This window comes from Spirillospora sp. NPDC047418 (assembly GCF_040643275.1).
Classification (GTDB): Bacteria; Actinomycetota; Actinomycetes; order Streptosporangiales; family Streptosporangiaceae; genus Spirillospora.
This window is the reverse complement of sequence record NZ_JBEYTW010000075.1, coordinates 14085-28235: the sequence shown is the minus strand read 5'-3', so window position 1 is coordinate 28235 and position 14151 is coordinate 14085. Positions and strand designations below refer to the sequence as shown.

Sequence of the window (14151 nt, the reverse complement as noted above, 5' to 3'; positions counted from 1 at the left end):
GTCCCCCAGCAGAACAGGGATCCCGATGGACACCATCACCATAGGAGCCGGTGTGCTCCTCGCGCTCGCCCTGCTCATCGCCCTCGGCCTCGTGCTGATGGTGAGCCGGTTGTTCCGCAAGGTCGACCAGGGCCGGGCGCTGATCATCTCCAAACTCAAGAAGGTCGACGTCACCTTCACCGGCGCGGTCGTCCTGCCGGTGCTGCACAAGGCCGAGCTGATGGACATCTCGGTCAAGACGATCGAGATCGAGCGGACCGGCCGGGACGGGCTGATCTGCAAGGACAACATCCGCGCCGACATCCGCATAACGTTCTTCGTCCGCGTCAACAAGACCGTCGAGGACGTCGTGAAGGTCGCGCAGGCGATCGGCACCGAGCGCGCCAGCAGCCAGGACACGCTGCAGGAACTGTTCGCCGCGAAGTTCTCCGAGGCGCTGAAGACCGTCGGCAAGCACCTCGACTTCGCCGACCTCTACACCCGCCGCAACGAGTTCCGCGACCACATCATCCAGGTGATCGGCACGGACCTGAACGGCTACAGCCTGGAGGACGCGGCGATCGACTACCTGGAGCAGACGTCGCTGCTCTCCCTGGACAAGACCAACATCCTGGACGCCCAGGGCATCCGGAAGATCACCGAGCTGACCGCGATCGAGCACGTCCGGACCAACGAGTTCACCCGCAACGAGGAGAAGGAGATCGCCCGCCAGGACGTGGAGGCGCGCGAGGCGATCCTGGAGCTGGAGCGCCGCCAGGCCGACGCCGAGCTCCGCCAGGAGCGCGAGATCGAGACCGTCCGGGCCCGCGAGCAGGCGGAGACCGAGCGGGTCAAGGCGGAGGAGCGGCTGCGGGCGCAGGCCGCGCACATCCGCACCGACGAGCAGCTCGGCGTGCAGCACGAGAACAAGGACCGCGAGGTGTCGGTCGCCGCGAAGAACAAGGAGCGCGTCCTCGCGATCGAGAGCGAGCGCATCGAGAAGGACCGCCTGCTGGAAGTGATCGCCCGGGAGCGGGAGACCGAGCTGACCCGGATCGCCGCCGACAAGGAGGTCGAGGCGGAGAAGCGGGAGATCGCGAACGTCGTCCGGGAGCGGATCGCGGTGGAGCGGACGGTCGCCGAGCAGGAGGAGGCCATCAAGCGGCTGCGCACCGTCGAGGAGGCCGAGCGCGCCCGCCAGTCGGTGATCATCCACGCGGAGGCGGAGGCCCAGGAGAACCTGGTCAAGGACATCAAGGCCGCCGAGGCAGCGGAGGCCGCCGCGCAGCACCGGGCCCGCGAGGAGCTGACGATGGCGGAGGCCCGCCGGCAGGCCGCCGAGCTGGACGCGGAGGCGAAGGTCCGGCTGGCCGAGGGCCTGCGCGCCGAGTCCGCCGCGCCCGGCCTCGCCGAGGTCGAGGTCCGCGAGCGCGACGCCGCGGCGATCGAGAAGGTCGGCCGCGCCGAGGCGCTCGCCGCGCAGGAGATGGCGATGGCGGAGGCCGCCCGGATCCGGGAGAGCCTGCGCGCCGAGGCGGAGGGCCTGCACGAGAAGGCCGGCGCGATGGCCGCGCTGGACGAGGCGTCCCGCCAGCACGAGGAGTACCGGCTGCGGCTGGAGGCGGAGAAGGACGTCCGGCTGGCCGGCATCGAGGTGCAGCGGCAGGTCGCCGAGGCGCAGGCGAGCGTCCTCGCGGCCGGGCTGGAGAAGGCCGACATCGACATCGTCGGCGGCGACTCGGTGTTCTTCGACCGGCTGGTCGGCTCGATCGGGCTCGGCAAGAGCGTGGACGGCTTCGTCCGGAACTCCGAGGTCGCGCAGTCGCTCGCGGGCCCGTGGCTGGACGGGACGGCGTCCTTCACCGACGACGTGACCCGGCTGCTCGGCTCGATCGACGCCGGCGGCGTCCGCGACCTCACGCTGTCGGCGCTGCTGCTGCGCCTGATCAAGTCCGGCGGCCCGGAGACGGCCGGCCTCCAGGACCTCCTGGACACCGCCCGCCGGCTCGGCGTCGCCGACGCGCCGCTGGCGCAGGTCAATGGAACCGCGGTGACCGCCGGCTGATCGAAGGGATCTGCGGCGGGTCGTCGCGTCCGGGGGCCGCCGGACCGGCGGCCCGCCGCGGCCGGAGCGGACCGGCGGCACGGGGACGGCGTGGACTTCGGGGAAGAGGGGAGAGACGGTGAGCGAGGTCGTCATGGAGGCCGCCGAGACCGCGGGCGCCCAGGCCGGGGACGCCCAGGCTGAGGACGGTAGGGCCGGGCTGGACCACGGAACGTACGAGGTGCTGCGGGCGCGGCTCGCCGGGCACGCCGGCGAGCTGGCGCGCCGCGCGGAGGCGCTGAACGCGCGGCGGCTGGAGGTGTTCGGCGGCACGGAGATGCGGCTGGCCGGCACCGAGCGGATCCGGACGGCGCACAGCTGCGTACCCCGCGACGTGGTGGCGCTCGGCGGGGTGATGCTGTTCGGCTACAACGTCTTCCTCGGGCTGAAGCCGGAGACGGCCGTCGGCGACGTGTTCTCCCTGCACCGGTTCACCCGGGACGGGGACGGCATCGCGTTCGTCCCGGCCGGGCCGGAGGCGGTGCCCGGCCTGCTCGACGACCCGCGCTTCGCGCGCGACTTCGCCGACATGTACCGGTACTACCGGCAAGCGCGGCTGCTCCAGCTCCGGCTGGTGGACGGGCGGCTGCTCGCGGTCTTCCAGACCGGCCCGCGCCTCACCGACCTGCGCGTCCTGCGGTGGCGGACCGCCCCGGACGGCACCGTCGCCTACGAGGACAACCAGGGCGAACGCGACCACTCGTTCCCGCCCGCGCACGACGTCGACTGGGTCGAGACCACGCGGGACGACCACGTCCTCGGGCGCCACCCGCACATCTCGATCGGCGGCGAGCTGTTCGTCGAGACCATCGGCGGCACCCTCACGGTGAAGATCGAGGACAACACCGGCACCGGCGAGGGGATCTACTCCGAGCCGGTCGACGAGCCGCTGCAGTCGCTCGCCGACGCCGACGTCCTGCACGCCCGCGTCGGGGCGCTGGTCCTGCTGCGGATCCGGCCCTACAACGAGCCGGCGTGGCGGCACCTGGTGTTCAACGTCCGCACGAAGGAGGTCACGCGGCTCGACGGGATCGAGCAGGCGTGCCGGCGGCTCCCCGACGACCACGGCATCATCTTCCCGGGCGGCTACTACCTCGACACCGGCGCCGCGAAGACGTTCGACACCGACGTGGCGGGGCTGGAGTACGAGCGGGTCATCCGCTCCCCCAACGGCGAGGACGTCCTGTACGTCTTCCACTCGCGGGAGGACGGCCGGTCGCTGCTGCTGCCCTACAACGTGATCCGCAAGCGGGTCGCGACGCCGGTGACCTGCCACGGGTACTCGCTGTTCGAGGACGGGACGCTCGTCGTGATGCGGGCGTTCTCCGACGAGCCGTCCCGCGTCCACCCGATGCAGATCTGGGCGACCCCGTACGTGTCGGACGCGCACGCCGCCGCGCAGCCGGTCGGCACCGGGCCGCTGGAGCGGGTCGGGAACGCCGACCTGGTCCGCGGCATCTCCGAATGCCTGTCGATCACCCGGATGGTGGACGAGATGTCGCCGTCCACGCGGGTGTTCGAGGCGCTCATCGCGTCCTGCACGCGGGTCGCGGACCTGTACCCCTGGCTCGGCGGCGGGGACCTCGGCGGCGTCACCGCGCCGCTGGCTGACGTCCGCTCGACGGCGGGCCAGGTGCTGGACGAGTTCGAGAAGGTCCAGGCGCTGACCGAGCAGGCGGTCTCCGCTGTTTCCGAGGCCGCCGACGGCATCGCCGCGCTGGCCCGCGGCGCGCGGACCGAGCCGCCGGCGACGGCGGACGGCTGGATCTCCCGGCTCGCGGAGTTCCGCCGCGCCCAGGGCCGGCTGGAGACCCTGCGCGGCCTCCGCTACGTCGACACCACCCGGATCGACGAGCTCGCCGAATCCGTCCGGGCCGAGCTCCGGGACGCGGGCGAGGGCGCGGTCGGTTTCCTCCAGCGCGAGGACGCCTTCACCGGCTACCACGCCGAGGTCGAGCGCGTCACCGAGGCCGCCCGCGCCATCGGGACGGCCGCCGGCGCCGCCCCGCTCGCCGACCTCCTCGCCGCGCAGAACGAGGGGCTGGAGGTCGTGACCGAGGTCGTCGGCGACCTCGACATCACCGACGCGACCGCCCGGACCGCGATCCTGGAGCGGGTCGGCGAGGTGCTCGGCGGCCTGAACCGGGCCCGCGCCGTCCTGGACGTCCGGCGCCGCGACCTGCTCGGACGCGAGGGCCGTGCCGCGTTCGCCGCCGAACTGGCCCTGCTCGACCAGTCGATCGCCGGGGCCCTGGCCACCGCCGCCACGCCCGAGGACTGCGACGAGCAGCTCGGCCGCCTGCTGCTCCGCGTCGAGACGCTCCAGGCCCGCTTCGCCGAGCTGGACGAGTTCCTCGCCGAGCTGGAGACGAAGCGGACCGAGGTCTACGAGGCGTTCTCGTCCCGCAAGCAGACGCTGCTGGACGAGCGCGCCCGCCGCACCGACCGGCTCACCGGGTCGGCCGAGCGCATCCTCACCGGCGTCCGCCGCCGCGCCGCCGCGCTCACCTCGCCGGACGAGGTCAACACCTACTTCGCCACCGACGCGATGGTGGCCCGCCTCCGGTCGATCGCGGGCGAGCTGCGCGGGCTGGACGACGGCGTCCGCGCGGAGGAGCTGGAGGGGCGCGTCAAGGCCGCCCGCCAGGAGGCCGGCCGCGCGCTGCGCGACCGCCTCGACCTGTACGGGGACGGCGGCGGGACGATCCGGCTGGGCCGGCACCGGTTCGCGGTCAACACCCGGCCGATCGAGCTGACCCTCGTCCCGCACCGCGACACGGTCGCCTTCGCGATCACGGGGACCGACTACCGGGGGCCCGTCCGGGACGACGGCTTCGCCGCGACCCGGCACCTGTGGAACCAGACCCTCGTCTCGGAAACCCCGGAGACCTACCGCGCCGAATACCTCGCGGCGTCGATCCTGGCCGCGTCATCCCTCACCGACCTGCGGCGGGCCGCCGCCGACGGCCGCCTGCTCACCCTCGTCCGGGACGCGGCGGCCGACCGCTACGACGAGGGCTACGAGCGCGGCGTCCACGACCACGACGCGGCCCGCATCCTGGAGGCGCTGCTGCGCCTGCGCTCCGACGCGGGCCTGCTCCGCTACCCGGGCGCGGCCCGCGCCACCGCGCAGCTCTTCTGGACGCACGGCACCGACGAGGCCGGACGCTCCACCTGGACGACCCGGGCCCGCTCCCTCGTCCGCGCCCGCGAAGCCTTCGGCCGCGCCGACGCCCTGACCGGCCTCACCACCGAACTCGCCGCGTCGATCACCGGCTTCGCAACGGCGCACGAACTGCCCGCACCCGACCCGCTCACCGCCGAGTACCTGGTCGAGGAACTGGCCGCCGCACCCGACGGCTTCGTGACGAGCCAGGGCGCCCGCACGCTCCTGAAGGGCTTCGCCCAGGCGGCGGGCGACGGCACCCTGGACGACGACCTGCGCGGCGCCGGCACTCTCGCCGCGCGCCACCAGCTCGCCGAAGCCTGGCTCACCTCCTACCTGGGCACCGGCGCGGACGGCGACCCGGCCGACGTCCCCGAGGCCGTCGCGACGCTGCTCTGCGCGTCCGACCGCTACGACTCCCCCGCCGCGCTCACCGCGACGATCGAGGACCTGCTCGGCGACCACCCGCGCATCGCCGACCGCAGGCTCGTCCTGCGCCTGGACGAACTGCTCGCCCGCACGCACCGCTTCCGCGCCGAACGCGTCCCCGCCTTCCGCGCCTACCAGAAGACCCGCAACGACCTGATCGCGTCCGAGGAGAAGCGCCTCGGCCTCGCCGGTCTCAAGCCCCGCACGATGAGCGCGTTCGTCCGGAACCGCCTCGTGGACGAGGTCTACCTGCCCCTCATCGGCGACAACCTCGCCAAACAACTCGGCGCCACCGGCGAAGGCAAGCGCACCGACCAGATGGGCCTGCTCCTGCTCATCTCACCGCCCGGCTACGGCAAGACAACCCTGATGGAATACGTCGCCGACCGCCTCGGCCTGGCCTTCGTCCGGGTGGACGGCCCCGCCCTCGGCAACGACGTGACGTCCCTCGACCCGGCTCAGGCGCCCAACGCGACGGCGGCCCGCGAGGTCGAGAAGATCAACCTCGCGCTCGAAATGGGGAACAACGTCCTGCTCTACGTGGACGACATCCAGCACACGTCGCCCGAATTCCTGCAGAAGTTCATTCCCCTCTGCGACGCCCAGCGCCGCATCGAGGGAGCGACCCGCACCTATGACCTGCGCGGCAAGCGCTTCGCCGTCTGCATGGCGGGCAACCCGTACACCGAGTCCGGCCGGCGCTTCCGCATCCCCGACATGCTCGCCAACCGCGCGGATGTGTGGAACCTGGGCGATGTCCTTTCCGGTAAGGACGACCTGTTCGCGCTCAGCTACATCGAGAACACGCTGACCTCGAACCCCGTCCTGGCGCCCCTCACGACCCGCGACCGCGACGACGTCGAGTTGCTCGTCCGCCTGGCCTCGGGCGACGAGACCGTCCGCCCCGACCGCCTGGCGCACCCCTACTCCCAGGCCGAGTTGGACGAGATCCTCTCCGTCCTGGAAAAGCTGATCCACGTCCAGCAGACCGTCCTGACGGTGAACCGCGCCTACATAGCCTCCGCGGCCCAGGACGACGCGTCCCGAACCGAACCGCCGTTCCGCCTCCAGGGCTCCTACCGCGACATGAACAAACTCGCCGAACGCATCCTCCCGGTCATGAACGCGACCGAACTGGAAGCGGCGATCGACGACCACTACAAGGCCGAGTCGCAGACCCTGACCTCCGACGCCGAAGCCAACCGCCTCAAACTCGCCGAACTCCGAGGCACTCTGACCCAGCCCGAAGCCGACCGCTGGACGGAGATCAAGACCGCCTACCAGCGCTCCCGCACACTCGCCGGCAACACCGAAGACCCATCCGTAGGCGCCCTTCTCCACCTGGCGGACAAACTCGCCGCCATAGAAAAGGCCCTCCGCGCCCGATGAAAAGTGGCGGACGCGCGCCCGGAAACGCGCGTCCGCCTTACAGTCCCTTCCCCACCTGCCGCTCGTACTGCTCCCACAAATCGAACGCCTCGCGCCGCCAAGCAGAAGCCCGCACGATCTCCCTCTCCGCCAGCGCGGTGTCCACCAAGGTTCACCGGCTGCGTTGACCTGCGGCGTGTTGTTGTTATCAGCGCGTCGGAAACAACAACACGCCGCAGGTCAACGACGGGTGACCCGGTCGACGTTCGTGGACACCGCACTCGCGCCCGGCCCGGCGAACAAGATCACAGCCTCGGGCCACTCCTCCCGCCCTTCCGGACGAGGCCGCCCAATCCCCCGGAGCACCCGCTTCACCCGGCCACCTCGAACCACACCGTGGTCTGACCGGTGTTCCCGACGGACGTGCCCCACCGGTCGGCGAGCCCGTCCACCACCAGGAGGCCCCTCCCGGACTCGGCCCATCCGCCGCCCTGGGACGGGATCGCCGGAACCGCCCGCGCGCCGCCGTCGTCCTGGATCTCCACCCGGATCCGGCGGGACGCGAAGAGCATGGTCACCCACACCCCGCCGCCCGCCGAACCGGTCGCGCTGTGCCGGACGGCGTTCGTCGCGATCTCGCAGACCATCAGATCGACGTCCCCCGCGTCGAACCCGTGGTCGCGCGCCGCCAGGGTCTCGGCCAACATCCGCCGAACATGCGCCCGGACCTGCCGGACGTCCAACACACCACCCGAACACAGCCGCTCCGTGTACCCGACGTCCCAGACGATCATCGCTCGACCTCCGCGATCCGCCGCGCGGCCATGAGAGTGGACCCGGCCGGAGCCTTGCAGACCCCGTCCCACAGGAACGCCCACCCGCCGTCGTACTCCTGGACGCCGAGGACCGCCATGGACCGCCGCCGGAACGGCACGGGGACCGAAAGCACCGGCTCGGCCCTCGCGTCCAGGTAGAGCACCGACCCCCGCCCCACCCCGCGCAGGGCCCACATGAGCCCGACCAGCAGTTCGAACCGCTCCAGCGTCACGCTTCCTTGCCTACCGGGTCTCTCCATCGAGATCATCACCCCACAACTCGGCCTCGCCGATCGGACACCGTCCGTCATCGACGGCTGACATACTGCTACTGAGCACCTGCAAGCTAGATTGCATCTTGCAGATTTACAAGCCAGTTGCAGAGACGAACAAAAGTCCGCAAGGACGAATCAGACAAGGACCTGCATATGCCCCCGCGCTCAAGCCCCACGGCTCGTCGACGACGCCTCGCCGGCGTCCTCCGACAGCTCCGCGAAGATCGCAGTTTGAGCTGTGCCGAAGTGGGCCGTGCAGTCGGATGGTCGGAGTCGAAGGTCAGCCGCATCGAGACTGGCCGTACCGGCATCCGGGCCGACGACCTCGATCACCTGCTCGACGTCTACGAGGTGGACGACGAAACGCGGAGTACGCTTCGCGCACTCCGCAAACAGGCCCACCACCGCGGATGGTGGAACTCCTTTTCGGACGCCTTCCCTCATTGGTTCCGGAACTACGTCGGCCTTGAGGACGGCGCCAAGGCTCTAATGATCTACCAGGCGGACCTGGTTCCGGGCCTCATGCAGACCGATGACTACGCGGAAGCGATCATCCGTGCGCACCGCCCCTCGCTCGAATCGGACGAGGTCGAGCGGCAACTCACGGCCCGCGCCGCACGGCAAGCCCTGCTGACTCAGCCCGACCCTCTCGAACTCTGGGTCGTCCTCGACGAGGCCGCGCTGCGCCGCATGGTCGGCGGCCCCAAGACGATGGCGGCACAGTTGCGCCGCCTCGTGCAACTGGCGGACCTTCCACACGTCACCCTGCAAGTCCTGCCATTCGACCAGGGAGCCCATGCGTCCATGGGGACGTCCTTCCACCGCCTGACGTTTCCCGAGCAGGACGCCGACGACATCGTCTACATCGAAGACCTCACCAGCAGCCAATATCTAGAGCAACCAACCGACATCGAGCGCTATACACTCGTCTCGGATCATCTGCGGGCATCTGCCCTGTCCCCGGAAGCATCCAAAGCCTTCATCAGGCGTCTCGCCGAGGGCCTGAGCGAGTGAGAGGAAGTACGGCGTGGCTCCGCCAAGCTCGACCAGCGCGACATGGCGCAAGAGCAGCCGAAGCAACGGAGCGGGCGGCGCCTGCGTGGAACTCGCGGACCTGCGCACACATGTCAAGGTCCGCGACAGCAAGGACCCCGCCGGGCCCGTCCTGACCATCCCCACCGGCCAGTGGTCCCGATTCCTCCACGCGGTCAAGCGCGGTACCCACGACCTCTGACCGGTACCGCCGCCAAGGGCCCGGCTCCCGTGCCGCCAGCGGGGCATGAGGGACTGCGACCGGGGTACGGCGCGTTGAGCATCGCGTGCCCCTGCATCAGCGGCCGATAGGCCACTGCCCGGCTACACGCTAGGGGCCGGGACGACCTCATGCCGAAGAGCGGACGTTCGTCGCGGTACTGCTGGGCGAAGATCTGGACGAACTCACATACAGCATCCACGCTGACACAAACTCGTTCCTGCCAGAACGGCGGCCACCGCGGGTGGCATACCGGCAGGTCACTTATGCGTCGCTTGGCATCCAACAGGACAATGCACTTGGGATGGACGTGAGTCACTGATCCAAGGCGCCCGGCGGCTTCCGATCCCTGGAAGAACGGCGCAGTCGTCCACGACACCGCGAGCTACTGCGCCACTGCGGCCGCTACGCCAATTTCTGTAGCATCTCGCCGACCAATTTAAACATCATCGCACTCAGTCATTTCTGGCGGGGTCGCGCTCTCACTGCCGAGTTCAGAAAGATACTTTCCGCGTAGTTTGGACCATCCTCCCCCATTCTTTGCCAGGTCTCGAAGGGCCTCACATACCAAATGCTTCATAAAGCCATCTCCCTTCTTTAGTCCGATCCCCCAGTACTGCGTGGTGCCTGGGATTGGATCTTTAATCATCTTGAGCCCGTCCCCCTGAAAGCCGACCAGGACGGCCCTGTCGGTGACCATGGCAGAATAATCAGATTCTGGACGCTTCAAATCATCCGCACATTGTTGATAGTCCGTCACCGACTTAGTCTTTATTTTGACTTTCCCTAGCTCTTTTTCCGAAGTCGACCCAGCAGAGGTGCACACTAGAAATTCTTCTTTGTATTCAGGCTCCTTTGCCACATTCTTTAGTTCAGCCCATCCGTTTACCCGCTCCGGAATCCGGCTTCCATATCTGTTCTTGATGTACATGCCATCTCGGCCTCCATACATCAATATCCCCTGACTGGTGACGAAGTATGGGCCCGCGAAATCTACCTTTTCTTTGCGTTCAGGAGTGATGCTGTAGCTCCCCACTATCAGGTCCAGATCGCCCCGGTCAATTCCGTCCTCGCGATTTGCGGACGAGACATCTTTGAACACGAGGTGCGAGTGCTTCAGTTCGGGACGCCCGGCGATTCGCTTGGCTATCTCCACATCAAACCCGTCCCATTTCGAAGGATCCCCGTCGAATTTCGAAGGATCGCCCTCGACTCTTTTACTCAGACCGGGCTGGGCTCTTTTAATTCCGATGACGATCGTTCCGTTTCTTTGTGCAATTTTGCGGAGGGTGGCAGATTTATTCGGATCCCACTTGTGCGTTTGGGCGTTCACCGTATCCGGCTTGCTCAGTTGGTCCCACGTGAGCCATCCGCCGCCGGCCAGAAGAGCCAGGCACACTGCCCCCACCACGATCCGAGATCTCCCGCCGAACGTGAGGCGAGGGGGGCGTTGGCCGCGTCCGGCACTCCCGAACCCCGACACGTCGTCCGCACGAGGGCCTGAATCTGATGTTGTCGACGGCCCTATATGTGGATGGTCCGCGGACCCGGCCGAATCATCGCCACCGGAGCGAGGGTTGCCTGTGGACAAGGCGGCGTGTCCGGAGCCAACCCGAGGAGCGTCTGCCATGCATGAAGGGGCGGCTTCCGCTTCCTGCCACTGTGGCCTGTCACGCTGATGGTCCAGGGTTCGGCTCAAGAAATCCGGTGCGTCGGGCAGGCAGATCCAGGCCGTGGTGTCGGTCTCCTTCACCGAGACCCTGATAGGCAGGTAACTCTCGGGCCTGGCAGCCGGAGTGTGCCAGATCACGTCCTGATAAATGTCGCTGGAAGTGATGATCGCCACCAGCGCCGGGCTTGCGGCCAGAGCATCCTTCAGCGGCGGAGCCTCAGACAGGCGAAATGCCTTGTCTACCGCGGTACCGACGAAGCCGTGAGCGTCCTTGAGAACCTCACCGGCGTGGACGGCGATCCGCAACCTGACCCGTGCCCGTGGTTCGGAGACGTTATGTCGGGCCAACGTGACAACCAGTTCCAGCGGCAGCCTGCTCAACAAACGATCTTTCGGTACGTCCGCTGACAGCACTATGAGCGCACCGTCACCACGGTCCTCGTGGTCGTGGTCATCCAGCGCGATCTCGCATGCGTTGAATGCGCTCCGCAGCGCCTCGTACATGCCCTGGCGCGCGACAGCCTTCCACGAGTCGGACAATTCAGAAGAACGCTCAATATCAACACAGATAATCAGTCGATGCAACCGCAAGTTTTCCATTACCCCACCCTGATCGTGGCGCCCGCAGAGGTTACCGACCCTGCCGACGGTACCGACAGGCCATGAGGGCCGCTCATGCCGGGTCACTGCGAGCAATCGTATCGGTGTCGCCACCCGGCGGCTTGTTCCACGCTTCCTCGCCACCATCGGGATATCGGTGCCAGCGGCCACGGACCTTCAAATGGTCCGCAAGCACGTCCAACCCACCCGAGTGCGTCCACTCGCTGCCCGCACCCGCACCCGCACCCGCCAGCCTAATCACCGTTACGCGCCCACCGCTGGCAGACCGCACAACGAACCGGCGCAATCTGTTTTCGGCTGGCACATCGTCCCCTATAAGCCCGTCGTTAAATCCCTCGTGATCGCGAGGGAGCTGTGATCAGTACGGAGCATGGCTGGCTTCCCATGCCAGTTCAACCTTTTTTGATGCCGGCTCGGGTGCGGAGTTCGTGATGCGCTGCCGAAGCGCCGAAGAGCGCGGGTACGACGTTGCTTGCGGGGCGCCGTAGTGGTCGTTCCCTGAACCGCCGTGGGTCAGCCGGTCGCGGGCTGGCGGTCGGCGGCGCTCGGGGCGGCTTCGTCGGTGAGGAAGCCGCCGGACTGGTGGTGCCAGAGACGGGCATACGGGCCCTTGGACTGGAGGAGTTCCCGGTGGGTGCCCTCTTCAAGGACGCGGCCGCGGTCGAGTACGACAAGGCGATCCATGCGGACGACCGTGCTGAGACGGTGCGCGACGACGAGTGCGGTGCGGTCGCGCATCAGGTGCCACAGAGCCTCCTGGACGAGGAGTTCACTTTCGGAGTCCAGCGCACTGGTCGCCTCGTCCAGGAGAAGGATCGGGGCGTCCCGGAGGACGGCGCGGGCGAGGGCGAGGCGCTGCCGCTGACCGCCGGAGAGCTTCACGCCTCGCTCGCCGACCAGCGTGTCGAACCCGTCCGGGAGGCTCTCGACGAACTCGGTGACGTGTGCCGCCCGCGCGGCCTGGAGGATCTCGGCTTCGGTGGCGCCCGGCCGGGCGAAGGCGATGTTGTCGCGCACCGACCGGTGGAACATCGCGGGTTCCTGCGGGACGTACGCGATCAGGCCGCGCAGGTCGCTCTGGCGCAACCGTGCGATGTCCTGGCCGCCGACGAGGATCCGGCCGCCGTCGACGTCCATGAGACGCAGCAGGAGCCGGGTGAGGGTGGTCTTGCCGCCGCCGGACCGGCCCACCAGGCCGATCTTGGCGCCGCTGGGGATCTCCAGGTCCAGCTTCTCGAACAGGGGCGGGCCGTCGCCATGGGCGAAGAGCACCCGCTCGAAGCGGACCGCGGCATCGGCCGGGCGCAACGGCTGCGGGTCGGGCGGGTCCACGACGGTCGGCGGGACGAGGAGCAACTCGGTGAACTGCGCGCTCTCGGTGAGCGTGCTCTCCAACCGCCGATAGATCTGGTTGAACTCGAACATGATCCGTGTCGCGTTGGTGTAGTAGGAGAACGTCACCACGATGCCCTCCACCCCGAGTCCGCCGTGGAGTGCCACCGCGACGAGGAGCCCCAGGGCGCTGGTCAGGACCGACATCGGAGCCACGATCGTGTCGACCCGCAGGTTGGCGTAGTCCCAGGAGCGCAGCGACAGGCGGTGCTGCTCGGCGACCCGGCCGCGGAACTCGGCGGCCTCCCGCTCCTCGGCGGCGAACGCACGGACCGTCTCCATGTTGGTCACCACGTCGGCGACGTGGCCCGACACTCGCACTTTGGCCGCCTCCCGCTCGTCCACCAGCACTTGCCGGCGGCGGATGAACGGGGTGACGAGGAAGCCGGTCACGACGATCAGTCCGACGAGGACGACGACCAGGAGCGGGTGATACCGCCACAGGATCACCGAGGCGAAGGACAGCGGGATCACATTGGCCACGACCGAGAAAGTGAGCGTGTCCGCGAAATTTTCGAAGCCGCCGGAGAAGCTCAGTATCCGTTTGGTCAGCGAACCGGCGAAGTTGTCGTGGAAAAAGGCGGTGTCTTTGGCGAGCAACTCGTCCATGCCGACGATGCCGAGCCATTCGATGCCGCGGCCGTTCGTCCGGTTGAGGAAGTGCAGTCCCGCTCGCCACAGCGCCTCGCCCGCCAGCATCAGGCCGGCGAAGCCGAGAACGTAGGGCAGGAGCGCGGCGAGGTCGCTTTCCCCGCCGTCGGCCAGGTGCCCGACCAGGGCGGCCACCATCAGCGGTGTCAGGTAGAACAGGCAGGTGTTCCCGAGCGCCGGTAATGTCAGCGCCGGCAGCGAGATACGCCACTGGCGGCGCAGCACATCGCAGTAATAGCGCAGGGCCAGCAGAACCGCTCGCCGCCGGGGCGACCGAGCGTCCCCGGAGCCACCCCGTACCCCCAGCACGTCAACCCACCCTCCACACCGGCGCTCTCCCATGCTGCCTCAATACGTCCAGGCAGGCGAACGTATTTCCCGAGTGCTCGCGCCCGTGAGTAAATGACCCGAAAGGCGCGTCCGGATT

General features: G+C 68.6%; 8 protein-coding genes. 4 read left to right on the top strand and 4 right to left on the bottom strand.

Features of this window, described 5'->3' with window-relative positions:
• Positions 1 to 25 precede the first annotated feature (25 nt).
• Both ABZ806_RS33470 and ABZ806_RS33465 read left to right on the top strand, forming a co-directional pair.
• On the top strand, positions 26 to 2044 hold the full coding sequence (locus ABZ806_RS33470; RefSeq protein ID WP_500221454.1) for a flotillin family protein: 2019 nt from the start codon (positions 26 to 28) through the stop codon (positions 2042 to 2044).
• 133 nt (positions 2045 to 2177) lie between these two features.
• The gene (locus tag ABZ806_RS33465; RefSeq protein ID WP_500221470.1) at positions 2178 to 7067 is read left to right on the top strand and encodes a DNA repair ATPase; all 4890 of its coding nucleotides are present in this window, start codon (positions 2178 to 2180) and stop codon (positions 7065 to 7067) included.
• Positions 7068 to 7417: 350 nt separating this feature from the next.
• On the opposite strand, the gene ABZ806_RS33460 is transcribed toward ABZ806_RS33465, so the two are convergent.
• Both ABZ806_RS33460 and ABZ806_RS33455 read right to left on the bottom strand, forming a co-directional pair.
• A complete protein-coding gene (locus ABZ806_RS33460) occupies positions 7418 to 7840 on the bottom strand; it encodes an ATP-binding protein (RefSeq protein ID WP_500221453.1) in 423 nt (140 codons plus the stop codon).
• Complete coding sequence (locus ABZ806_RS33455) at positions 7837 to 8094, bottom strand: hypothetical protein (protein WP_500221452.1); 258 nt, start codon at positions 8092 to 8094, stop codon at positions 7837 to 7839. Before ABZ806_RS33455 ends, ABZ806_RS33460 begins: the two co-directional genes overlap by 4 nt.
• Before the next feature lie 195 nt (positions 8095 to 8289).
• Here ABZ806_RS33455 and ABZ806_RS33450 point away from each other — a divergent pair, with 195 nt between their 5' ends.
• Positions 8290 to 9150, top strand: coding sequence for a helix-turn-helix domain-containing protein (locus tag ABZ806_RS33450; protein WP_500221451.1), 861 nt, complete (start codon positions 8290 to 8292; stop codon positions 9148 to 9150).
• Positions 9151 to 9163: 13 nt separating this feature from the next.
• Positions 9164 to 9370, top strand: coding sequence for a DUF397 domain-containing protein (locus ABZ806_RS33445; protein WP_500221450.1), 207 nt, complete (start codon positions 9164 to 9166; stop codon positions 9368 to 9370).
• 457 nt (positions 9371 to 9827) lie between these two features.
• Here ABZ806_RS33445 and ABZ806_RS33440 read toward each other — a convergent pair whose 3' ends face one another.
• On the bottom strand, positions 9828 to 11660 hold the full coding sequence (locus ABZ806_RS33440; protein WP_500221449.1) for a transporter substrate-binding domain-containing protein: 1833 nt from the start codon (positions 11658 to 11660) through the stop codon (positions 9828 to 9830).
• A 534-nt stretch (positions 11661 to 12194) separates the two neighbouring features.
• Complete coding sequence (locus tag ABZ806_RS33435) at positions 12195 to 14033, bottom strand: ABC transporter ATP-binding protein (RefSeq protein WP_500221448.1); 1839 nt, start codon at positions 14031 to 14033, stop codon at positions 12195 to 12197.
• Positions 14034 to 14151 lie beyond the last annotated feature (118 nt).